At 64.9% G+C, this 21431-nt stretch carries 19 protein-coding genes; 15 read left to right on the top strand and 4 right to left on the bottom strand.

Translation table 11 applies throughout. From position 1 onward, the window contains the following. The first annotated feature begins 2 nt into the window (after nucleotides 1–2). The 14 genes from FBX97_RS19220 (at nucleotide 3) to FBX97_RS19155 (ending at nucleotide 14816) form a co-directional block, all read left to right on the top strand. Entirely contained in the window at nucleotides 3–995 is a 993-nt protein-coding gene (locus FBX97_RS19220) for a sulfonate ABC transporter substrate-binding protein (RefSeq protein ID WP_141835263.1), read from the top strand. Between the two features lie 3 nt (nucleotides 996–998). Then, nucleotides 999–2174: an FMNH2-dependent alkanesulfonate monooxygenase gene (gene ssuD / locus FBX97_RS19215; RefSeq protein ID WP_141835257.1), complete on the top strand. Its 1176-nt coding sequence runs from the start codon at nucleotides 999–1001 to the stop codon at nucleotides 2172–2174. Continuing rightward, nucleotides 2174–2962, top strand: coding sequence for an aliphatic sulfonate ABC transporter permease SsuC (gene ssuC / locus FBX97_RS19210; RefSeq protein ID WP_185748701.1), 789 nt, complete (start codon nucleotides 2174–2176; stop codon nucleotides 2960–2962). Before ssuD ends, ssuC begins: the two co-directional genes overlap by 1 nt. Nucleotides 2963–2976: 14 nt before the next feature. Beyond that, complete coding sequence (locus tag FBX97_RS19205; RefSeq protein ID WP_141835247.1) at nucleotides 2977–3735, top strand: ATP-binding cassette domain-containing protein; 759 nt, start codon at nucleotides 2977–2979, stop codon at nucleotides 3733–3735. Between the two features lie 220 nt (nucleotides 3736–3955). Next, nucleotides 3956–4147, top strand: coding sequence for a hypothetical protein (locus tag FBX97_RS19200; RefSeq protein ID WP_141835244.1), 192 nt, complete (start codon nucleotides 3956–3958; stop codon nucleotides 4145–4147). Nucleotides 4148–4348: 201 nt separating this feature from the next. Next, nucleotides 4349–5167: an endonuclease/exonuclease/phosphatase family protein gene (locus FBX97_RS19195; RefSeq protein ID WP_141835241.1), complete on the top strand. Its 819-nt coding sequence runs from the start codon at nucleotides 4349–4351 to the stop codon at nucleotides 5165–5167. A gap of 4 nt (nucleotides 5168–5171) precedes the next feature. Then, nucleotides 5172–6332, top strand: a complete 1161-nt coding sequence (gene clsB / locus FBX97_RS19190; protein ID WP_141835238.1) for a cardiolipin synthase ClsB — start codon at nucleotides 5172–5174, stop codon at nucleotides 6330–6332. A 24-nt stretch (nucleotides 6333–6356) separates the two neighbouring features. Then, nucleotides 6357–6740 (top strand): RNA-binding S4 domain-containing protein, encoded by a 384-nt coding sequence (locus FBX97_RS19185; protein WP_141835235.1) that lies wholly within the window; start codon nucleotides 6357–6359, stop codon nucleotides 6738–6740. A gap of 125 nt (nucleotides 6741–6865) precedes the next feature. Beyond that, a complete protein-coding gene (locus FBX97_RS19180) occupies nucleotides 6866–7462 on the top strand; it encodes a TetR/AcrR family transcriptional regulator (protein ID WP_141837052.1) in 597 nt (198 codons plus the stop codon). Between the two features lie 30 nt (nucleotides 7463–7492). After that, nucleotides 7493–9283: an acyl-CoA dehydrogenase C-terminal domain-containing protein gene (locus tag FBX97_RS19175; RefSeq protein ID WP_141835232.1), complete on the top strand. Its 1791-nt coding sequence runs from the start codon at nucleotides 7493–7495 to the stop codon at nucleotides 9281–9283. 152 nt (nucleotides 9284–9435) lie between these two features. After that, a complete protein-coding gene (locus tag FBX97_RS19170) occupies nucleotides 9436–11832 on the top strand; it encodes a 3-hydroxyacyl-CoA dehydrogenase/enoyl-CoA hydratase family protein (RefSeq protein ID WP_141835229.1) in 2397 nt (798 codons plus the stop codon). Nucleotides 11833–11858: 26 nt separating this feature from the next. Continuing rightward, a complete protein-coding gene (locus tag FBX97_RS19165) occupies nucleotides 11859–13055 on the top strand; it encodes an acetyl-CoA C-acyltransferase (RefSeq protein ID WP_141835224.1) in 1197 nt (398 codons plus the stop codon). A 79-nt stretch (nucleotides 13056–13134) separates the two neighbouring features. Further along, the gene (locus FBX97_RS19160; protein ID WP_141835220.1) at nucleotides 13135–13908 is read left to right on the top strand and encodes an enoyl-CoA hydratase; all 774 of its coding nucleotides are present in this window, start codon (nucleotides 13135–13137) and stop codon (nucleotides 13906–13908) included. Between the two features lie 86 nt (nucleotides 13909–13994). Then, nucleotides 13995–14816: an IclR family transcriptional regulator gene (locus FBX97_RS19155; RefSeq protein WP_141835215.1), complete on the top strand. Its 822-nt coding sequence runs from the start codon at nucleotides 13995–13997 to the stop codon at nucleotides 14814–14816. A 10-nt stretch (nucleotides 14817–14826) separates the two neighbouring features. Here FBX97_RS19155 and FBX97_RS19150 read toward each other — a convergent pair whose 3' ends face one another. After that, complete coding sequence (locus tag FBX97_RS19150) at nucleotides 14827–15294, bottom strand: PaaI family thioesterase (RefSeq protein ID WP_141835212.1); 468 nt, start codon at nucleotides 15292–15294, stop codon at nucleotides 14827–14829. A gap of 200 nt (nucleotides 15295–15494) precedes the next feature. Here FBX97_RS19150 and FBX97_RS19145 point away from each other — a divergent pair, with 200 nt between their 5' ends. Then, nucleotides 15495–17156, top strand: coding sequence for a long-chain fatty acid--CoA ligase (locus FBX97_RS19145; RefSeq protein ID WP_141835209.1), 1662 nt, complete (start codon nucleotides 15495–15497; stop codon nucleotides 17154–17156). A gap of 94 nt (nucleotides 17157–17250) precedes the next feature. Here FBX97_RS19145 and FBX97_RS19140 read toward each other — a convergent pair whose 3' ends face one another. The 3 genes from FBX97_RS19140 to FBX97_RS19130 all read right to left on the bottom strand — a co-directional run bounded on the left by FBX97_RS19140 (nucleotide 17251) and on the right by FBX97_RS19130 (nucleotide 21389). Continuing rightward, on the bottom strand, nucleotides 17251–18339 hold the full coding sequence (locus FBX97_RS19140) for a porin (protein WP_141835206.1): 1089 nt from the start codon (nucleotides 18337–18339) through the stop codon (nucleotides 17251–17253). A 216-nt stretch (nucleotides 18340–18555) separates the two neighbouring features. Further along, nucleotides 18556–19737 carry an acyl-CoA dehydrogenase gene (locus FBX97_RS19135; RefSeq protein WP_141835203.1) on the bottom strand — a complete coding sequence of 394 codons (1182 nt, stop codon included), beginning with the start codon at nucleotides 19735–19737 and terminating at the stop codon, nucleotides 18556–18558. A gap of 23 nt (nucleotides 19738–19760) precedes the next feature. Then, nucleotides 19761–21389, bottom strand: a complete 1629-nt coding sequence (locus FBX97_RS19130) for an electron transfer flavoprotein-ubiquinone oxidoreductase (RefSeq protein ID WP_141837050.1) — start codon at nucleotides 21387–21389, stop codon at nucleotides 19761–19763. Between the last annotated feature and the right edge of the window lie 42 nt (nucleotides 21390–21431).

Genomic DNA, 21431 nt, shown 5'->3' with positions numbered 1-21431 from the left:
CCATGACCGACCATATCGAACATGCGCGCCAGCGCCGGCGCACGCTCGGCCTGCTGTTTGCCGCCGCATCCGGTGCTGTACTCGCCGGCAGCGCCGGCCGCGTCGCCGCGGCACCGCTGCAGGAAATCCGCATCGGCTACCAGAAATACGGCACGCTGACCCTGCTCAAGGGCCGCGCCACGCTCGAGCCGCGCCTGGCGGCGAAAGGCATCAAGGTCAAGTGGACCGAGTTCCCGGCCGGGCCGCAGCTGCTCGAAGGCCTGAACGTCGGCAGCATCGATTTCGGCACCGTCGGCGAAGCGCCGCCGATCTTTGCCCAGGCGGCCGGTGCCGGCCTGGCCTATGTCGGCAACGAACCGCCGTCGCCCAACTCGGAAGCGATCGTGGTGCCGAAAAACTCCACGCTGCGTTCGCTGGCCGACCTGAAGGGCAAGAAGATCGTCCTGAACAAGGGTTCCAACGTCCACTACTTATTAGTGAAAGCGCTGGAAAAGGCGGGCGTGGCCTGGCGCGACATCCAGCCGGTGTACCTGCCTCCCGCCGACGCGCGCGCCGCCTTCGAGCGCGGCGCCGTGGATGCCTGGGCGATCTGGGATCCGTTCCTGGCCGCCGCCGAAAAGCAGCTCGGCGCACGCGTGCTGGCGACCGGCCAGGGCCTGGTCGCCAACCACCAGTTTTATCTGTCCTCGCGCGACTTCGCGCGCCAGCACCCGGACGTGGTGCGCCTCGTGCTCGACGAGATCGGCAAGGTCGACGCCTGGGGCAAGGACCATCCGCAGGAAGTCAGCGCGATCCTGACGGCGCAGACCGGCTTGCCGGCCGACGTGGTGGCGCTGGCGGGCGCGCGCTATGCGTATGGCGTGAAAGCCGTCACGCCGGAAGTGCTGCGCGCGCAGCAAAACATCGCCGACGCCTTTTACCAGCTCAAGCTGATACCGAAACCGATCGCGGTGCGCGAAGCGCAGCCGCCCACCGAACTCCTGGCCAAGGATTGAATCATGCCGTCGACCCCGAATATTTTCTGGTTCCTCCCCACCCACGGCGACAGCCGCTATCTCGGCACCAGCCGCGGCGCGCGCACGGTCGACGGCGACTACCTGCGCCAGGTCGCGGTGGCCGCCGATACTCTCGGCTACGAGGGCGTGCTGCTGCCGACCGGGCGCTCGTGCGAGGATGCCTGGATCGTGGCCTCGTCGCTGATCCACGAAACCCGCAAACTCAAGTTCCTGGTGGCGATCCGTCCCGGCCTGTCCACGCCCGGCCTGTCGGTGCGCATGGCCTCGACCTTCGACCGCCTGTCCGGCGGGCGTTTGCTGATCAACGTGGTGACCGGCGGCGACCAGGGCGAACTGGAAGCCGACGGCCTGTTCGCCGACCACGCCGAGCGCTACGAGATCTCGGACGAATTCTTCCGCGTCTGGCGCGCCTCGATGGCAGGGGAGGGCGGCGCCAAGGGCTACGATTTCGAGGGCAAGCACATCACCGTGAAGGGCGCGCGCACGCTGTATCCGGCGGTGCAGAAACCCTATCCGCTGCTGTACTTCGGCGGCTCGTCGGAAGCCGCGCACGAGCTGGCCGCCGAGCAGATGGACGTGTATCTGACCTGGGGCGAGCCGCCGGCCGCCGTGGCCGAGAAGCTGAACGACATCCGCGCCCGCGCCGCGAAGCACGGCCGCACGCTGAAGTTCGGCATCCGCCTGCACGTGATCGTGCGCGAGACCAATGAAGAAGCGTGGAAGGCCGCCGACGAATTGATCAGCCACCTGGACGACGACGTCATCGCCAAGGCCCAGGCCGCGTTCGCGAAGATGGATTCGGTCGGCCAGCGCCGCATGGCGGCCCTGCACGGCGGGCGCCGCGACAAGCTGGAAGTCTCGCCCAACCTGTGGGCCGGGGTCGGCCTGGTGCGCGGCGGCGCCGGTACCGCGCTGGTGGGCGATCCGGAAACGGTGGCGGCGCGCATGCGCGAGTATGCCGACCTCGGCATCGAGACCTTCATCCTGTCCGGCTATCCGCACCTGGAAGAATCCTACCGCTTCGCCGAGCTGGTATTCCCGCTGCTGGGTAAAGGCAAGCAGGGCGGGGAACTCTCGCTGACCGGGCCGTTCGGCGAAGTGATGGCCAGCGACATCCTGCCAAAAGACGGCGTGCCAAAAGACAAGAAGGTGGCGTGATGGCGGTGTTGGCGCCGCAGCGCGCATTTGCACGACTATCGGCCGCGCTGGCACCCTGGGCACTGCCGATCCTGCTGGTGGTCGTATGGCAGGCGGCGGCGCACACCGGCCTGCTGTCCAGCCGCATCCTGCCCGAACCCTGGGCCGTGGCGACGGCGTTCTGGAACCTGGCGCTGTCGGGTGAACTGTGGACCCACCTGAAGGTGAGCCTGTGGCGCGCGATCGCGGGTTTCGCGGTCGGTGCCGGCCTCGGCTTGCTGCTGGGCCTGCTCAACGGCAGCAGCCGGCGCGCCGCGACCCTGCTCGACACCACCCTGCAGATGATCCGCAACATCCCGGCCCTGGCCCTGATCCCGCTGGTGATCCTGTGGTTCGGCATCGACGAGGCGGCCAAGCTGTTCCTGCTGTCGATCGGCGTGTTTTTCCCGATGTACCTGAACACCTTCCACGGCATCCGCTCGGTCGATGCCGGCCTGATCGAAATGGCGCGCAGCTACGGCCTGTCCGGCTGGGCACTGTACCGCGACGTGATCCTGCCCGGGGCGCTGCCCTCGATCCTGGTCGGCGTACGCTTTTCGCTGGGGCTGGTGTGGGTGCTCCTGATCGTCGCCGAAACCATCTCGGCCCAGGCCGGCATCGGCTACATGACCATGAATGCGCGCGAGTTCCTGCAGACCGACGTGGTGCTGGTCGGCGTGCTGCTGTACGCGCTGCTGGGCAAGGCAGCCGACTGGGCGGCACGCGGGCTGGAGCGGCATTTCCTGCGCTGGAATCCTGCATATCAATGAGTACTGAGGCAGTCATGCAAATCAATCCCATCGAAGAAAAACAGGTCAGCCGCACGGTCGACCAGGCGCTGCACGGCGTGCCCCTGAGCCTGCGCGGTCTCAGCAAGCAGTACGGCGGGCGCACCGTGCTCGACGCGATCGACCTCGAGATCGCGCCGGGCGAATTCGTCGCCGTGGTCGGACGCAGCGGCTGCGGCAAGAGCACGCTGCTGCGCGCTATCGCCGGGCTGGAACGGCCGGATGGCGGCCAGCTCCGCATCGGCAGCGGCGACGGCCAGCCCGAAGTGCGCATGATGTTCCAGGATGCGCGCCTGCTGCCCTGGAAAACCGTGCTGCAGAACGTGGCGCTGGGCCTGGCCGATGGCGAAGAGAGGGCGCGCGCGGCATTGGCCAGCGTCGGCCTGGCCGAACGTGCCGGCGACTGGCCGGCGGTGCTGTCGGGCGGACAGCGCCAGCGCGTGGCCCTGGCGCGCGCACTGGTGCACGAACCGCAGCTCCTGCTGCTGGACGAGCCGCTCGGTGCGCTGGATGCGCTGACCCGCATCGAAATGCAGCAATTGATCGAAACGCTCTGGACCCGGCGCGGCTTCACGGCAGTGCTGGTGACCCACGACGTACAGGAGGCCGTGGTGCTGGCCGACCGCATCCTGCTGATCCAGGAAGGGCGGCTGGCACTCGACCAGGAAGTGGCCCTGGGACGGCCGCGTGCACGTGGCAGTGTCGATTTCGGTTCCCTGGAGCAAAAGGTGCTCGACAGGGTGTTGGATATTTAATACAGCAAGGAAAAAAGGTAAAAAAAGCGCCACACGTAAATATATTTGTGTTTATATGTATCTGATTTTCACGATTTGTAACAGAATTTAATTTGCATATATTGATCCAACACAATATATTTGCTGGGTTGACGGCGATTAAATATTTGTTTAATGTCAAGAGTGACGTCAGGGTCGACTTAACGTTTTGTAAAGTTCAAACGGGGATACTGGAGAAACTATGAGCGAACGCAAATCCGAGCAAAAAGTAAAAGATGTCGGTGTCGATAACGATTGCCTTTGCATCGAATTGTTAAATGGCCTCCGTCTGATGGGCCCGCTACGCACCAAGCCGATCTACCGCGATCCTGTCGTACCGCCTGAAGCTCGCACCTTGCCGTCAGGCGAATTCCACCCCGCTGTCGCTTCCTGAGGCTTTCCAGCCATTACCGCTCCGGTGATGCTGGAGCGGTCCGCAGTATCCCGCTACCTTCCATTTCCAGGCCTTCCGTCTCCAGGCCCACGGCCTCGCGCACCCTGTCTGTTTGCAGGCGACACACGCGCCGCTCTACCCCGCCGCACGATTGCCATGCCACGGACGAGAAACTCCGAGTGATGGGGTTAAAATGTTCTTATGAAAATACGTGTTGCGACTTATAACATTCATAAGGGCGTGTCGTCGTTCCGCAGCACGCCGCGTGTACTGGCGCTGAAAAAGGCCATCGGCCTGTTCGATGCGAACGTCGTGTTCCTGCAGGAAGTGCAGGGACGCCACGATCGCTATCAGGCCCGCTATGGCGAAAAGGTGCGCAGTCCCCATCACCACTGGCCGGAAGCGGCGCAGCACGAATTCTTCGCGGGCGAATCGCTGCACGCGGCCTACGGCATGAACGCGGTGTACGACCACGGCCATCACGGCAATGCGCTGCTGTCCGCGTACCCGATCGCGAACATGCACAACCACGACATTTCCGATCACGCCTACGAGCAGCGCGGCATCCTGCATTGCATCTTGGAAACCGAGGCCGGTAACATCCATTGCTACGTCGTCCACCTGGGCTTGTTCGAAGGCAGCCGGCGGCGCCAGACAGATGCTCTGGTCAATTGCGTAAAGGAATCGGCTGGTGAAAACGAGCCGGTCATCATCGCCGGCGACTTCAACGACTGGCGCAATACCCTGAGCGATTGCCTGCGCCTGAAGCTGGGCGTGGTCGAAGTCTTCGACGAGCTGGAGCGGCGTTCGTCGCGCATCGGCGACCTGGTGCGCAACGTGGCGGGGCGCCAGCAGCGCCTGGTGCCGGCACGCACCTTCCCGGCGGCCTTGCCCTGGTTCCGCCTGGACCGGATGTACGTGCGCGGCTTCAAGGTCGAGCATGCCGAAGTGCTGCACGGCCCGCAGTGGGCGCGCTTGTCGGATCACGCGCCGATCGTCGCCAACCTGCAGCTGGCATAGGGTCATGCGCTCGGTTGCCTACGTAGCGAACAACGACGTTACCCTTCTCGAAAGCGGCAGTACCTACCTGCCGGCCCTGCTGGAGGCCCTGCATGCGGCCAGGCAGGAAATCCTGTACGAAACCTATATCTACGCGGAGGACGAGACCGCGCGCGCGATCACCGAGGCGCTGATCGCGGCCGCCAGGCGCGGGGTCAAGGTGCGCGTGGTGACCGACTGGTTCGGCACCGGCAACCGGGTCGCCTGCCGCCTGGGCGAAACCTTCGCGGCGGCCGGCGTCCATTACCGCATGTTCAATCCCTGGTTCAAGCGCGGCGCCGCGCGCAGCCACCGCAAGGTCACCGTGGTCGACAATGAAGTCGCCTTCGTCGGCGGCATCAATACCAACGACGACATGCTGTGCGACTACGAGCCGCACGAGCCGCTGCCGGCGCCGCGCTGGGACTTCGCGGTGCGCGTGCGCGGGCCGCTGGTCGACGAGATCCACCGCGAAGCGCAGGCGCAATGGGCGCGCACCGGCCACCTGGCGCTGGGCCGCCGCGTGAAACTGTTCAAGGAAATGCGCAAGAAGCCGCCGGCCCAGGGCGAGCGGCCGATGCGTGCCGGTTTCGTGGTGCGCGACAACCTGCGCAACCGGCGCACCATCCAGCGCGCCTACCTGCAGGCGATCGGCCAGGCGCGCAAGCGGGTGCTGATGGCCACGCCGTACTTCGCGCCGGGACGCAAGTTCCGCGACGCCATGTGCAAGGCGGCGCGGCGCGGCGTCGACGTCTGCCTGCTGATCGGCGTCGGCGAATTCCGGGTGCAGGATGCGGTGGCCGCCTCCTTTTATCGGGAGCTGCTGGAGGCGGGGGTGCGCATCGTCGAGTACCGCAAGACCCAGTTGCATGCGAAAGTCGCGGTGGTCGACGACATCTGGGCCACGGTGGGGTCTAGTAATTGCGATGCCTTGTCACTATTTATCAATCAGGAAGCCAATGTCGTGGTGCGCGACGCCCGGTTTGCCACCAGCATGGCGCAGCAGATCCAGAACGGCATCGCCGATGGCGTGCCGGTCGGACTGGAAGACCTGCGCAAGCTGTCGTGGGTACGGCGTTGCGGGCACGAGACGGCTTATTTCTTATATAAACTGACCATGCGTATCTTTACCATTGGCTACGCATGAGTCGGGATTACCTGATCGACTCCAATGACAGAAAACGACAACGTACGCATCGACAAATGGCTGTGGGCAGCGCGCTTTTTCAAGACGCGCACGCTGGCGGCCGAGGCGGTCGACCGTGGCAGAATCAAGATCAACGCCGAGAACGTCAAGCCGGCGCGCTCGGTGAAGGTGGGTGACAAGATCCTCATCGATAACGGCTCGACCCGCTGGGAAGTGATCGTGCAGGGCTTGTCGGGCACGCGCGGTTCGGCACCGGTGGCGCAGGCGCTGTACCGCGAAACCGAGGTCAGTATCCAGAAACGCGCCAACGACCAGGAGGCGCGCCGCATGTTCCCCGAGCCGGGCAGCTCGATCAAGGGCCGGCCGACCAAGCGCGACCGCCGGGCCATCACCCGCGCAGGCGGGTGATGGAGTAGAACCCCACCTCTAAACTTCCCGTTTGACATTTCACGGCTGGTAGATAATAGTACGAGCGTTCGGATTTTTTCGATTCACGCGGGGATATTATCAGCACTTCAGCCAAATCCATGAGCATGCGCAAGGGCGAGATGACGCGGGCAGCGATTCTCGACGTTGCGCTCGAGCTCGCCAGCCGTGACGGTCTCGAGGGCTTGACCATCGGCCTGCTCGCAGACCGCATGAGCATGAGCAAGTCGGGCGTCTTTGCCCACTTCGGTTCGCGCGAAGACCTGCAGATCGAAGTGCTCAAGCTGTATCACCGCCGCTTCGAGCACGAAGTCTTTTTTCCCAGTATCAAGGAAGCACGCGGCCTGCCGCGCCTGGAAGCGATGTTCAATCGCTGGCTCAAGCGCGTGTCGGTCGAGATCGCTTCCGGCTGCATCTACATCAGCGGCGCCGTCGAATACGACGACCGTCCCGGCCCGATCCGCGAGGAACTGGTCGGCATGGTGCGCATCTGGCAGGGCGCGCTGGTCCGCTGTGCCCAGCAAGCCATCGATTGCGGCGACCTCAAGGCCGGCACCGACGCCGACCAGCTGGTCTACGAGATGTACGGCCTGGTGCTGGCAGTGCATCACGATGCGCGTTTCCTGCGCCTCCCCGGTGCCGTCGACCGCGCCCACCGCGGCTTCGCGCGCCTGATCGAAAACTACCGCAATCCCGCTCACTAAATAAATCATTACCTTCGTCAGGAGATCAACATGGGTCAGTACGTCGCGCCACTTCGGGATATGCAGTTCGTTCTGCACGAGTTCCTGAACGTCTCGGAAGAATACAAGGGCATGCCCCGCTACGAAGACGTCGATGCCGACATCATCAACCAGGTGCTGGAAGAGGGTGCGAAGTTCACCCAGGAAGTGCTGTTCCCGCTGAACCACACCGGTGACCGCGAGGGCTGCCACTACGACGCCGCCACCAAGACCGTGACCACCCCGAAGGGCTTCAAGGAAGCGTACAAGCAGTACGTCGAAGGCGGCTGGGCGGCACTGGCCTGCGATCCGGAATACGGCGGCCAGGGCCTGCCGGTGGCGCTGAACAACTCGTTCTACGAGATGCTGAACTCCTCGAACCAGGCCTGGTCGATGTACCCGGGCCTGTCGCACGGCGCCTACGAGTGCCTGAAGGAACACGGCACCGACGAGCAGAAATCGGTCTACCTGCCGAAGCTGGCGTCGGGCGAGTGGACCGGCACCATGTGCCTGACCGAAGCGCACTGCGGCACCGACCTGGGCCTGCTGCGCTCGAAGGCCGAGCCGCAAGGCGACGGCACCTACAAGATCACCGGCTCCAAGATCTTCATCTCGGCCGGCGAGCATGACGTCGCCGACAACATCATCCACCTGGTGCTGGCACGCCTGCCGGACGCGCCGGAAGGCTCGAAAGGCATCTCGCTGTTCCTGGTGCCGAAGTTCCTGCCGACCGCCGACGGCCAGCCGGGCGAGCGCAACCCGATCTTCTGCGGCGCAATCGAAGAAAAGATGGGCATCCACGGCAACGCCACCTGCCAGATGAACCTGGACGGCGCGGTCGGCACCCTGATCGGCCAGCCGCACAAAGGCCTGAACGCGATGTTCGTGTTCATGAACGCCGCCCGCCTCGGCGTCGGCATGCAGTCGCTGGGCCTGACCGAAGTCGCCTACCAGAACGCGCTGACCTACGCCAAAGACCGCATCCAGATGCGCAGCCTGTCGGGCCCGAAGGCACCGGACAAGCCGGCCGACCCGATTATCGTGCACCCGGACGTGCGCCGTATGCTGCTGACCGGTAAAGCCTATGCCGAAGCCGCGCGCGCCTTCTCGTCGTACGTCGCGCTGCAGATCGACCGCGAACTGCACCACCCGGACGAAGACGTGCGCAAGGACGCCGCCGACGAAGTCGCGCTGCTGACCCCGATCATCAAGGCCTTCATCACCGACAACGCCTGGATCGCCACCTCGGAAGCGCTGCAGGTGTACGGCGGCCACGGCTACATCAGCGAGTGGGGCATGGAGCAGTACGTGCGCGATGCCCGCATCAACATGATCTATGAAGGCACCAACACGATCCAGTCGCTGGACCTCCTGGGCCGCAAGATCCTGATGGACAACGGCGCCAAGCTGCGCAAGTTCGGCGAGAAGATCAAGTCCTTCGTCGAAGAGAACGGCCTGGACGAGCAGCTGTCCGAGTTCATCACCCCGCTGGGCGAGCTCGGCGAGAAGGTCACCAAGCTGACCATGGAAATCGGCATGAAAGCCTTCCAGAGCCCGGACGAAGTCGGCGCCGCCGCCGTGCCTTACCTGCGCGTGGTCGGCCACCTGGTGTACAGCTACTTCTTCGCCCAGATGGCGAAGATCGCACTGGCCAAGCTGGACTCGGGCGACAAGTTCTACGAGTCGAAGCTGGCGACCGCACGCTTCTACTTCGCACGCCTGTACCCAGAAACCGCGATGCTGATCCGCCAGGCGCGTTCGGGTGCGAACAACCTGCTGGCGCTGGACGCGGACCTGTTCTAAACGACCCATCACGCAGAACCGTTTTAACGAACGTTCACTGAGCTGCACTATGTACCGTCGCCCCTGCGCAGGCAGGGGCCCAAGTTGCGTGAATCGCGTAGAACTTGGGTCCCTGCCTTCGCAGGGACGACGATCAATCAAAGGATAACGATATGTCCAACTTCATCGTCAAAAAAGTCGCCGTGCTGGGCGCCGGCGTGATGGGCGCGCAGATTGCCGCGCACTGCGTCAACGCCAAGGTCCCGGTCGTGCTGTTCGATTTGCCCGCCAAAGAGGGCAATAAAAACGGCATCGTCCTGAAAGCCATCGAGAACCTGAAAAAACTGTCGCCAGCCCCGCTCGGCAACAAGGAAGACGCATCCCTGATCGAAGCCGCCAACTACGAGGACAACCTCGACCTGCTGGCCGGCTGCGACCTGATCATCGAAGCGATCGCCGAGCGCATGGACTGGAAGCACGACCTGTACAAGAAGGTCGCGCCGCACATCGGCGCCAACGCCATTTTCGCGTCGAACACGTCGGGCCTCTCCATCGGCAAGCTGGCCGAAGGTTTTGATGAAGAACTGAAGGCGCGCTTCTGCGGCGTCCACTTCTTCAACCCGCCGCGCTACATGCACCTGGTCGAGCTGATCCCGACCCCGTCGACCCGTCCGGAAATCCTGGACCAGCTGGAAACCTTCCTGACCTCGACCCTGGGCAAGGGCGTGGTACGCGCCAAGGACACCCCGAACTTCATCGCCAACCGCGTCGGCATCTTCGGCATGCTGGCCACCATCCACGAAGCCGAGAAGTTCGGCCTGTCGGTGGACGTGGTCGACGACCTGACCGGCGCCAAGCTGGGCCGCGCCAAGTCGGGTACCTTCCGCACCGCGGACGTGGTCGGCCTGGACACCATGGGCCACGTGATCAAGACCATGCAGGACACCCTGCAGGACGATCCGTTCTTCGGCGTCTACAAGACCCCTGAAGTGCTGACGAAGCTGATCGAGAAGGGCGCGCTGGGCCAGAAGACCGGCGCCGGCTTCTATAAAAAGGTCGGCAAGGATATCCAGCGCCTCGACTTCGCCACCGGCGACTACGTGGCGGGCGGCGCCAAGGCCGCCGACATCGTCGGCCGCATCCTGAAAGAAAAGGACCCGGTCAAGAAATTCAAGGCGATGCGCGAATCGTCGAACCCGCAGGCCCAGTTCCTGTGGGCGATCTTCCGCGACGCCTTCCACTACATCGCCTTCCACCTCGACACCATCGCCGACAATGCGCGCGACGTCGACTTCGCGATGCGCTGGGGCTTCGGCTGGAGCGTCGGTCCGTTCGAGACCTGGCAAGCCGCCGGCTGGACCCAGATCGCACAGTGGGTCAAGGAAGACATCGACGCCGGTAAGGCGCTGACCGATGCACCGCTCCCGGCCTGGGTATTCGAAGGTCCGGTCGCCGAGAAGGGCGTGCACACCGCCGAGGGTTCGTACTCGGTGACCAAGAACGCCTACGTGCCGCTGTCCGACCTGCCGGTGTATCAACGCCAGCAGTTCCGCGCACCGGTCGTCGGCAGCACCACTGCCGATCCGAAGACCGCCGGCACCACCGTGTTCGAGGACGAATCGGTGCGCCTGTGGCACTCGGACGACGAGGTGCTGGTGATCTCGCTGAAGACCAAGATGCACGTGATCGGCGACGGCGTCATCAAGGGCCTCAAGCGCGGCATGGAAGAAGCCTCGAAAGGCTACAAGGGCCTGGTGATCTGGAATACCGACGCAGCCGAAGGCGGCGCGTTCTCGGCCGGCGCCGACCTGCAATCGGCCCTGCCGGCATTCATGACCGGCGGCGCGAAAGCGATGGAACCGATCGTGCGCGAGCTGCAGGACACCTTCATGCAGATGAAGTACTCGAACATCCCGGTGGTGGCAGCGGTTGCCGGCCTGGCCCTGGGCGGCGGCTGCGAAATGGCGCTGCATGCGTCGAAGCGCGTGGCCTCGATCGAGTCCTACATCGGCCTGGTGGAAGTCGGCGTCGGCCTGGTGCCGGCCGGCGGCGGCCTGAAGGAAGCGGCGCTGCGCGCGGCGAACGAAGCCAAGGGCAACGACATCCTGCAATTCCTGAAGACCGGCTTCACCAATGCCGCCACCGCACAGGTATCGAAATCGGCGCTGGAAGCCAAGGCGATGGGCTACCTGAAGGAAGACGACGTCATCGTGTTCAACCCGTACGAGCTGCTGCACGTGGCGAAGGTCACCGCGCGTGCGATGTTCGACGCCGGCTACCGTGCACCGCTGCGCCGTCCGGTGCCGGTGACCGGCCGCTACGGCTGGGCGACCATCCGCGGCCAGCTGGTCAACATGCGCGACGGCGGCTTCATCTCGGCCTACGACTACCACCTGGGCGACACCATCGCGGAGATCGTGACCGGCGGCGACATCGACCAGGGCAGCTATGTTTCCGAACAGTGGCTGCTGGACATGGAGCGCAAGGCCTTCATCTCGCTGCTGAACAATCCGAAGACCCAGGAACGCATCATGGGCATGATGCAGACCGGCAAACCGGTGCGCAACTAAGTCGCGGACAAAACAGGACTACTGACATGAGCAAACAACTTCAAGACGCATACATCGTCGCAGCGACCCGCACCCCGATCGGCAAGGCGCCGCGCGGCATGTTCAACAAGACCCGCCCGGACGACCTGCTGATCGCCGCCATCAAGGGCGCAATGGCCGCCGTGCCGAACCTGGACCCGGCGCTGATCGTCGACGCCGTGATCGGCTGCTCGTTCCCGGAAGCCGAGCAGGGTTTCAATATCGCACGCCAGGCCGTGGTCATGGCCGGCCTGCCGAACACCGTCGGTGGCGTCACCGTCAACCGCTACTGCGCCTCGGGCATCACCGCCCTGGCAATGGCGGCCGACCGCATCCGCGTCGGTGAAGCCGACGTCATGATCGCCGGCGGCGTCGAATCGATGTCGATGGTGCCGATGATGGGCCACCACCCGTCGATCAACATGCGCGTGTTCGACGACGAGAACGTCGGCCTGGCCTACGGCATGGGCCTGACCGCCGAGAAGGTCGCCGCCCAGTGGAAGGTGTCGCGCGAAGACCAGGACGCCTTCGGCCTGGAATCGCACCGCCGCGCCATCGCCGCCCAGCAGGCCGGCCACTTCAAGGATGAGATCACCCCGGTCGAGATCACCACCCGCACGCCGAACCTGGCCACCGGCGAAGTCGACGTCAAGCGCCGCACCGTCGACACCGACGAGGGCCCGCGCGCCGACGCCAGCATGGAATCGATGGCCAAGCTGAAGCCGGTGTTCGCCGCCAAGGGCAGCGTGACGGCAGCGACCTCGTCGCAGATGTCGGACGGCGCCGGCGCGCTGATCGTCGTCAGCGAAAAGTTCCTGAGGGAGCACAACCTGACGCCGCTGGCCAAGTTCTCCTCGTTCGCCGTGCGCGGCGTGCCGCCGGAAATCATGGGCATCGGCCCGAAGGTCGCGATTCCGGCAGCGCTGGCCGCCGCCGGCATCACCCAGGACCAGCTGGACTGGATCGAGCTGAACGAAGCCTTCGCCGCACAGGCGCTGGCCGTGATCCGCGACCTGGGCCTGGACCAGTCGAAGGTGAACCCGCTGGGCGGCGCCATCGCCCTCGGCCACCCGCTGGGCGCAACCGGCGCCATCCGCGCCGCCACCGTCGTGCACGGCCTGCGCCGCAACAACCAGAAGTACGGCATGGTGACCATGTGCGTCGGCGCCGGCATGGGTGCGGCGGGCATCATCGAGCGCGTGTAAGCATCGCTTAGCAGATAGAAGGGTGGGGTACGGAAAACCGTCCCCACCCTTTTTTATTACCCAAAAAACGGAGACCTGAATGGACATCCTCAGCACCACCGCCAACGGCGTATTGACCCTCGAATTCAACCGCCCCGAGCGCAAGAACGCCATCACCGGCGCCATGTACAGCACGCTGGCCACCGCCCTGCGCAACGCCGAACAGGACCCATCGGTGCGCGCCATCCTCATCACCGGCAAGCCCGAGATCTTCACCGCCGGTAACGACCTCGACGACTTCCTCAACAACGTCGGTGTCGGCGCCATGACCGAAGACCGCCCGGTGTTCCAGTTCATGCAGGCGCTCGAAGGCTGCAGCAAGCCGGTCATCGCGGCAGTGAGCGGCCTGGCGGTCGGCATCGGCAGTACGCTGCTGATGCACTGCGACCTGGTCTACGCCGCCGACAGCGCCAAGTTTTCGATGCCCTTCACCCAGCTCGGCCTGTGCCCGGAATTCGCGTCCTCGCTGCTGGTCGCGCAAGCCGCCGGCCATGCCCGCGCCGCCGAAAAACTGCTGCTGGGCGAAGCCTTCCCGGCCCAGGAAGCCTTCGAGATGGGCATCGTCACCAAGGTGCTGCCGGCCGCCGAACTGCTGGCCTTTGCGCAGGGCCAGGCCGCCAAACTCGTGAAACTGCCGCCGGTATCGGTCCGCACCACCAAGGCACTGATGAAGCGCTCGCGCGCGGCGCTGGTCAAGGAAACGATCGCGGTCGAGAACGAGCGTTTCAGCGCGATGCTGACCGGCGCCGAGGCCAAGGAAGCGTTCACCGCCTTCTTCGAGAAGCGCAAGCCGGACTTCAGCAAGTTCGACTGAGGGTTTTTCTGGGCGAAACAATCCCGTGTAAAATGGAATGTCCAGAATGCGTCCTGCATTCGCCACTTCGAGGCCCCAGGTATTCCATGCAAGTCAACCAGCCCAGCAGCATTCTCCCCGCCGATGGCGTCGACGACGCCGTCGAGCCGTCGCGCAACGCCGAGGACCGCTATTTCATCACGGCCCTGGCGCGCGGGCTCGAGGTGCTGTCGTGCTTCCGCTCGGCCGATAAGGGCTTGACCAACCAGCAGATCGCCGAACGCTGCGGCCTGCCGAAATCGACCGTCACGCGCTTCACCTACACATTGACCCGCCTCGGTTACTTGGTGCAGGACGACGAGACCGGCCGCTACGGTCTCGGCACCGCGACCCTGGGCCTGGGCAGCGCCATGCTGGCGCGTCTCGACATCCGCCAGCTGGCGCGGCCGATGATGCAGGAGCTGGCCGATTTTTCCGGCACCACGGTGTCGATTGCGGTGCGCGACCGCCTGTCGATGATCTACGTGGAAGTCTGCCGCAGCACGGCGGCGCTGTCGCTGTCGGTGCAGGTGGGGTCGCGCATGCCGCTGGCGGCGTCCGCGATCGGACGCGCCTACCTGGTGCGCGCGCCGGAGCAGGAGCGCAAGGATATCTTCGAGCGCTGCCACGAACTCGACGAGATGGCGTACCAGAGCCTGCGCCAGGGCTTCGACAAGGCCCTGCGCGACCAGGCGCAATACGGCTGCACCACCGCCTTCGGCGAGTGGCAGAAGGAAGTCAACGGCATCGCGGTCGGCTTCCTGCCGATCGGCGGCAACCAGATCATGGCGATCAACTGTGGCGGGCCGTCCACCAGCGTGTCGACCGAATTCCTGCTGAACGAGGTGCGTCCGCGCCTGATCGAGATCGCCAAGCGCCTCGAGTCCTGATTCGGCCTATTTAATAGCCCGCCGCCAGTTGCTCCGGCGTCAGCGGGTCCATCGTCGCGAACACGCCGCTGCTGCGCAGGATGCGTTTTTCGCCGACCTGCAGCCAGCCGTTGGCGAAGGCCATGCGCCGTCCGATACGCTGCACCTCGACATGGCCTTCGAGCCAGTCGCCGGGCCGCGCGGCGTCGAGGAAATCGTTGCTCAGGTTGACCGTGACGAAGGAATGGCGGCCGTCGCAGGCGATTGCCAGGCCGATGCCGAGCGCGCAATCGGCGAGGCTGGCCAGCATGCCGCCGTGGGCGATGCCACGCATGTTGGTGTGGCGCTGCTCGACCCGCAGCGCGATCACGATCCGCTCGCCACTGTTGTTGCCACCGTAGCGCAGGTACAGCGGGCCAAGGGCGGCGGCATACGGGCCGCCACGCTGCAGCGGTTCGAATCCTGGCGGGACTGCTTCGGCGTTGGCTTGATGCGTCATCTGGTACGGCTTCCTTGTTTTACGTTTTATATATTTGTTCTGCACAGTAAAACAAGGGTCCGGCACTGTCAATGGTGTGTCCACCCTGCGTAATGACGCGCTTTGCTCGCGTTTACAATCTTTTTTGTCACTGCTAGGATCGTCTCCAGCGAAACCACGTTTCTCGATGCGGTATTCAAAAACGACTAGGAGACACCCGCATGTCGCAGCGCCATTTCGCGGCCTGGCCCAAGGGCTTGCCGCGCCACTTGTCCGCACCGCGGACCAATCTGTTCTACAACCTCGAGGTCTCGAGCGCGCGCTATCCGGACAAGCCCTTTTTGCTGTTCTACGATACGCCGCTCACCTACGCCGAATTCAAGGGCGAGACCGAGCGCATCGCCGGCTACCTGCAGCAGTATTGCGGCGTCCGGCAGGGCGACCGGGTGCTGCTGTACATGCAGAACAGCCCCCAGTTCATGCTGGCCTACTATGCGATCCTGCGCGCGAATGCCGTGGTGGTGCCGGTCAATCCGATGAACCTGACCGAGGAGCTGCGCCATTACGTGGACGACACCGGCGCTGCCGTCATCTTCGCGGCGCAGGACCTGATGCCGCAGGTCGAACCGCTGCTGGGGCAGGGCCTGCGCCACGCCGTGGTGGCGACCTATGCCGATTACCTGAAGCGTCCGACCGACCTGCGCGTGCCCGAGTTCGTGACCGCGCCGCGCCGCGACCTGGGCGACGCCGGCGGGGTGGTGGCGTGGCACGCCGTGCTGGCGCAGGACTGCGTGCCCGGCCCGCTGCTGGCGGGACCGGACGACCTGTGCGTGATGCCCTACACCTCGGGCACCACCGGCAATCCGAAGGGCTGCATGCACACGCATGCGAGCGTGATGTTCACCGCGGTCGGCGGCATGCAGTGGTTCGGTTCGCAGCAGGACACGGTGACGCTGGCAGTGCTGCCGCTGTTCCACGTGACCGGCATGCAGGGCGGGATGAACGGGCCGATCTTCACCGGCGCCACCGTGGTGCTGATGGCGCGCTGGGACCGCGACACGGCCGCCGAGTGCATCCGCCGCTACCGGGTCACGGCGGTGCAGCTGATCTCGACCATGGTGGTCGACCTGCTCTCGAGCCCGCGCGTGGGCGAATACGATCTGTCGAGCCTGACCCGCATGAGCGGCGGCGGCGCCGCCATGCCGGACGCGATCGCGCGCAAGCTGCAGGACTTGCTGGGCATCCCTTACGTCGAGGGCTACGGCATGTCGGAAACCATGGCGCCGACCCACATCAACCCGGGTGCGCAGCCGAAGAAGCAGTGCCTCGGTATCCCGATCTTCGACGTCGACGCGCGCGTGGTCGACCCCGACACGATGCGCGAACTCGCGCCCGGCGAGGTCGGCGAGGTGGTGGTGCACGGGCCGCAGGTGATGCGGGGCTACTGGAACAATCCGCAAGCCGACCGCGAGACTTTCGTCGAGATCGACGGCAAGCGCTTTCTGCGCACCGGCGACCTGGCGCGGCTCGACGAGGACGGCTATTTCTTCATGGTCGACCGCCTCAAGCGCATGATCAACGCCTCGGGCTATAAAGTCTGGCCGGCCGAGGTGGAAGCGCTGATGTACCGGCATCCGGCGATCCGCGAAGTATGCGTGGTGGCCTGCGTCGACCCGCGCCGCGGGGAGACCGTCAAGGCGGTGGTGGCGCTGAAGGATGGCTTCGGCGACAGCGTGCGCGAACAGGACATCGTCGACTGGGCGCACCAGAACATGGCCGCCTACAAGAGCCCGCGCATCGTGGAGTTCTGCGAGACGCTGCCGAAGTCGGCGACCGGCAAGGTGCAGTGGCGTGCGTTACAGGGGCGCCCGGCGGCGCAATAAGCCGACGTGGCCGCGAAGGACCGTCGTTTCCGGCACTGCCGGAAACGACTCCCCGCGGAGACGGAGACGACGTGCGTAGCGCAGCGGGCGCCGCTCAGAAGAAGTGCATCACACCCGTAGTGATCCGGTTCGCCGAATCGCTGCCCACCGACACGAAACCCTGCGCCAGGTTGATCTGGGTAGCGGTGACGACGGTATCGGTACGCGCATGCCCGATCGAGGCATAGCCGGTGGTGCGCTTGCTGAAGGCGTACTTGGCGATCGCGATGTACTGCTGCGAATCGTCGTGGGCGTCGCCGGTGTGGCGGGTGTTGTAGACGGCGCCGGTCAGGGTGACGGCAGAGGCCACCGGGACGTCGACGCCGACGCCGAACACAGTGATCTTGCGGCCCGTGGTGTCGGTTTCGTTGCTGGCATAGGTCGAGCGCAGCGAGAAGCGCGTGCCGGTGTAGCGCGCACCGAAGGCCCACGACTTGAGTTCTTCGCTGGCGGTGATGTTCTTCAGGCGCGCATACACGGCGGCCGCGCCGAACGGGCCGGTGTGGTAGAAGGCCGAGACGCCTTCGTACTTGTTTTTCTGGACCGAGCCGGGCTGCTCGCCGAAGGCGCGCATCAGGCCGATGCCGAGGTTGTGCCAGTAAGGCGACACGTACTTGATCGAGTTACTCTGGCGCAGGGCGGAGCCGCCATTGTTGGCGCCGTAGCCCCCGTAGACGGCGGCGCTGTTCAGCGCCGCAAACAGCACGTTGGGGCTGGTCGCCGCGAAGGCCAAGCCCATCGGGTCGGCCATGCCGACCGAATTGATGCCGAGGATGTTCTGGCGGCCCAGGGTGAGGGCGCCGAAGTTGCCCGCCAGGCCGACCGTCGCTTCGCGGTCGAACAGGGCGGTAGCAGACGGCGTACCGGTCGGCACGCCGGCACCGCCGGTGTCGTTCAGCAGCGTGCCTTCGAGGTTGAAGCGCGCCTTCAGGCCGCCGCCGAGGTCTTCTTCGCCGCGGAAGCCCCAGCGCGACACCTGCATCTGGCCGGCTTCGACCGTGGTGCGGCTGCCGTTGCTGCCGCTGTCGTTGATGACCCGGGTGACGCCGGCATCGATGATGCCGTAGATGGTGACGGCGGATTGCGCCGACGCGTTCGACATGCAGGCGCCAAGCACCGCCAGCGCGATCAGAGTCTGTTTCATGGGTGTCTCCTGGTTTTATGTTTTATGCGGCACGGTTTTGCTTGATAAAACCATTGCCGCGTTATTGAAACTGTATTTTTTCCTGTAAGTACTGTCAACAGGAATCACTCAGTAAAACAACAGCTTAGCAACAGGAAAGACTGGGTAGGCATGCGACCGCGCACACGGTTCCGAAGTGGAACCGTGTGCTGCGATACGAACCGATGGAAGGGGGTATTACTGGAAAGCCTGGATGCCGGTCTGCGCGCGTCCCAGGATCAGCGCGTGGATGTCATGCGTGCCTTCATAGGTATTCACCACTTCCAGGTTGACCATGTGGCGGATGATCCCGAACTCGTCCGAGATGCCGTTCCCGCCCAGCATGTCGCGCGCCAGGCGCGCCACGTCCAGCGCCTTGCCGCAGGAATTGCGCTTCATGATCGACGTGATTTCCACGGCCGCGGTACCCTCGTCCTTCATGCGGCCCAGGCGCAGCACGCCCTGCAGGCCGAGGGTGATCTCGGTCTGCATGTCGGCCAGCTTCTTCTGCACCAGCTGGTTGGCGGCGAGCGGCTTGCCGAACTGCTTGCGGTCGATGACGTACTGGCGCGCGGTGTGCCAGCATGCTTCGGCGGCGCCGAGTGCGCCCCAGGCGATGCCGTAGCGGGCCGAATTCAGGCAGGTGAACGGACCTTTCAGGCCGCGCACGTCCGGGAAGGCGTTTTCTTCGGGGCAGAACACCTCGTCCATGACGATCTCGCCGGTGACGGACGTGCGCAGGCCGAACTTGCCGTGGATCGCCGGTGCCGAGAGTCCCTTCCAGCCTTTTTCGAGCACGAAGCCGCGGATCGCGCCCTCGTCGTCCTTGGCCCAGACCACGAACACGTCGGCCACCGGGGAGTTGGTGATCCACATTTTCGAGCCGCTCAGCGAATAGCCACCCTCGACCTTGCGCGCGCGCGTGACCATCGAACCCGGATCGGAACCGTGGTTCGGCTCGGTCAGGCCGAAGCAGCCGATCCACTCGCCGGTGACGAGCTTGGGCAGGTATTTCTGCCTGGTCGCTTCGCTGCCGAATTCGTGGATGGGGACCATCACCAGCGAGGATTGCACGCTCATCATCGAGCGGTAGCCGGAATCGACGCGCTCGACTTCGCGCGCGATCAGGCCGTAGCTGACGTAGTTCAGGCCCGGGCCGCCGTACTGCTCGGGGATGGTCGGACCGAGCAGGCCCAGCTCACCCATCTCGCGGAAGATGCTGGTGTCCATGGCTTCGTGGCGGAAGGCGTCGAGCACGCGCGGCTGCAGCTTGTCCTGGCAGTACGCGGCGGCGGCGTCGCGCACCATGCGCTCGTCGTCGGTCAGCTGTTCGTTCAGCAGCAGCGGGTCGTCCCAGTGGAATGCGGTTTTGTTGGCCATGATGGTTTCTGTTTCAGGAGTGGTTACATGTTCGGATAATTCGGTCCGCCGCCGCCTTCCGGCGTCACCCAGACGATGTTCTGGGTCGGGTCCTTGATGTCGCAGGTCTTGCAGTGCACGCAGTTCTGGGCGTTGATCTGCAGCCGGTCCTGGCCCGCGTCCGTCTTCACGAACTCGTACACGCCGGCCGGGCAGTAGCGCTGCTCGGGCCCCGCATAGGTGGCCAGGTTGACGTTCACAGGCACGCTCGCGTTCTTCAGCGTCAGGTGCACCGGCTGGTCTTCGGCGTGGTTGGTGTTCGAGATGAACACCGAGGACAGGCGGTCGAAAGTCAGCTTGCCGTCCGGCTTCGGATACACGATCGGGGTGAACTCGGACGCCGGGCGCAGGCTCTCGTGGTCGGCATGCTTGTGGCGCAGCGTCCACGGCGCCTTGCCCCGGAACAGGATCTGGTCGATGCCGGTCATCAGCGTGCCCAGGTACAGCCCCTTGCTCATCCACGGCTTGAAGTTGCGCGCCACGTGCAGTTCCTCGTGCAGCCAGGACTGTTCGAAGGCGGCCGGGTAGCTCGCCAGTTCGTCGTGCCGGCGGTCTTCGCCCAGCGCGGCAAAGGCGGCATCGGCAGCCAGCATGCCGGTCTTGATGGCGCCATGGCTGCCCTTGATGCGGCTGACGTTCAGGAAGCCGGCATCGCAGCCGATCAGCGCGCCGCCCGGGAACACGGTCTTGGGCAGCGATTGCAGCCCGCCGGCGGTGATCGCACGCGCGCCGTACGAGATGCGCTTGCCGCCTTCGAAGAAGCCGCGGATCGCCGGATGGGTTTTATAGCGCTGGAATTCCTCGTACGGCGACAGATACGGGTTCTGGTAGGCCAGGCCGACGATGAAGCCGACCGCGACCTGGTTGTTTTCCAGGTGGTAGAGGAAGGAGCCGCCGTAGGTGGAAGCATCCAGCGGCCAGCCGGCCGTATGCATCACCAGGCCCGGCTTGTGCTTGCCTGGGTCGATTTCCCACAGCTCCTTGATGCCGATGGCGTAGGTCTGCGGATCCTTGCCCTGGTCGAGCGCATACTTTGCGATCAGCTGCTTGCCGAGATGGCCGCGCGAGCCTTCGGCGAACAGCGTGTATTTGGCGTGCAGCTCCATACCCAACTGGAACGCGTCGGTCGGTTCGCCCTGGCGGTCGACGCCCATGTTGCCGGTGGCGACACCCTTGACGGCGCCGTCCTCGTTGTACAGGATTTCGGCCGCCGGAAAACCGGGGAAGATCTCGACGCCCAGGTTTTCCGCCTGCTGGCCCAGCCAGCGCACCACGTTGGCCAGCGACACCACGTAGTTGCCGTGGTTGCTCAGCGCCTTGGGCAGCATGAAGGCGGGCGTGGCGCGGGCGCCGGTCTCGCTCAGGAACAGGAAGCGGTCCTCGGTCACCGGGGTGTGCAGCGGCGCGCCGCGTGCCTTCCAGTCCGGGAACAGCTCGCTCAGCGCACGCGGGTCCATCACCGCGCCCGACAGGATGTGGGCGCCGAGCTCGCCGCCTTTTTCCAGCACGCAGACCGAGACCTCGCGGCCCCGTTCCGCCGCCAGCTGTTTCAGGCGGATCGCGGCGGACAGCCCGGCCGGGCCGCCGCCGACGATCACCACGTCGTATTCCATGGCCTCGCGCGGGCCGTATTCTTCAAGCAGGTCCATGATGCG

It is taken from the genome of Herbaspirillum sp. SJZ107 (assembly GCF_006715485.1).
Classification (GTDB): Bacteria; Pseudomonadota; Gammaproteobacteria; order Burkholderiales; family Burkholderiaceae_D; genus Telluria.
Note: the sequence above shows the minus strand (reverse complement) of the source record. Positions and strands in the feature narration are given on the sequence as shown.

What these genes read in the sequence shown, in the direction of transcription:
- FBX97_RS19145 (WP_141835209.1), top strand. Translation starts at nt 15,495, where the DNA reads ATGTCGCAGCGCCATTTCGCGGCCTGGCCCAAGGGCTTGCCGCGCCAC.
- FBX97_RS19155 (WP_141835215.1), top strand. Translation starts at nt 13,995, where the DNA reads ATGCAAGTCAACCAGCCCAGCAGCATTCTCCCCGCCGATGGCGTCGAC.
- ssuD (WP_141835257.1), top strand. Translation starts at nt 999, where the DNA reads ATGCCGTCGACCCCGAATATTTTCTGGTTCCTCCCCACCCACGGCGAC.
- FBX97_RS19185 (WP_141835235.1), top strand. Translation starts at nt 6,357, where the DNA reads ATGACAGAAAACGACAACGTACGCATCGACAAATGGCTGTGGGCAGCG.
- FBX97_RS19180 (WP_141837052.1), top strand. Translation starts at nt 6,866, where the DNA reads ATGCGCAAGGGCGAGATGACGCGGGCAGCGATTCTCGACGTTGCGCTC.
- FBX97_RS19160 (WP_141835220.1), top strand. Translation starts at nt 13,135, where the DNA reads ATGGACATCCTCAGCACCACCGCCAACGGCGTATTGACCCTCGAATTC.
- FBX97_RS19140 (WP_141835206.1), bottom strand. Translation starts at nt 18,339, where the DNA reads ATGAAACAGACTCTGATCGCGCTGGCGGTGCTTGGCGCCTGCATGTCG.
- FBX97_RS19165 (WP_141835224.1), top strand. Translation starts at nt 11,859, where the DNA reads ATGAGCAAACAACTTCAAGACGCATACATCGTCGCAGCGACCCGCACC.
- FBX97_RS19205 (WP_141835247.1), top strand. Translation starts at nt 2,977, where the DNA reads ATGCAAATCAATCCCATCGAAGAAAAACAGGTCAGCCGCACGGTCGAC.
- FBX97_RS19175 (WP_141835232.1), top strand. Translation starts at nt 7,493, where the DNA reads ATGGGTCAGTACGTCGCGCCACTTCGGGATATGCAGTTCGTTCTGCAC.
- clsB (WP_141835238.1), top strand. Translation starts at nt 5,172, where the DNA reads ATGCGCTCGGTTGCCTACGTAGCGAACAACGACGTTACCCTTCTCGAA.
- FBX97_RS19200 (WP_141835244.1), top strand. Translation starts at nt 3,956, where the DNA reads ATGAGCGAACGCAAATCCGAGCAAAAAGTAAAAGATGTCGGTGTCGAT.
- FBX97_RS19150 (WP_141835212.1), bottom strand. Translation starts at nt 15,294, where the DNA reads ATGACGCATCAAGCCAACGCCGAAGCAGTCCCGCCAGGATTCGAACCG.
- FBX97_RS19220 (WP_141835263.1), top strand. Translation starts at nt 3, where the DNA reads ATGACCGACCATATCGAACATGCGCGCCAGCGCCGGCGCACGCTCGGC.
- FBX97_RS19170 (WP_141835229.1), top strand. Translation starts at nt 9,436, where the DNA reads ATGTCCAACTTCATCGTCAAAAAAGTCGCCGTGCTGGGCGCCGGCGTG.
- ssuC (WP_185748701.1), top strand. Translation starts at nt 2,174, where the DNA reads ATGGCGGTGTTGGCGCCGCAGCGCGCATTTGCACGACTATCGGCCGCG.
- FBX97_RS19135 (WP_141835203.1), bottom strand. Translation starts at nt 19,737, where the DNA reads ATGGCCAACAAAACCGCATTCCACTGGGACGACCCGCTGCTGCTGAAC.
- FBX97_RS19195 (WP_141835241.1), top strand. Translation starts at nt 4,349, where the DNA reads ATGAAAATACGTGTTGCGACTTATAACATTCATAAGGGCGTGTCGTCG.
- FBX97_RS19130 (WP_141837050.1), bottom strand. Translation starts at nt 21,389, where the DNA reads ATGGAATACGACGTGGTGATCGTCGGCGGCGGCCCGGCCGGGCTGTCC.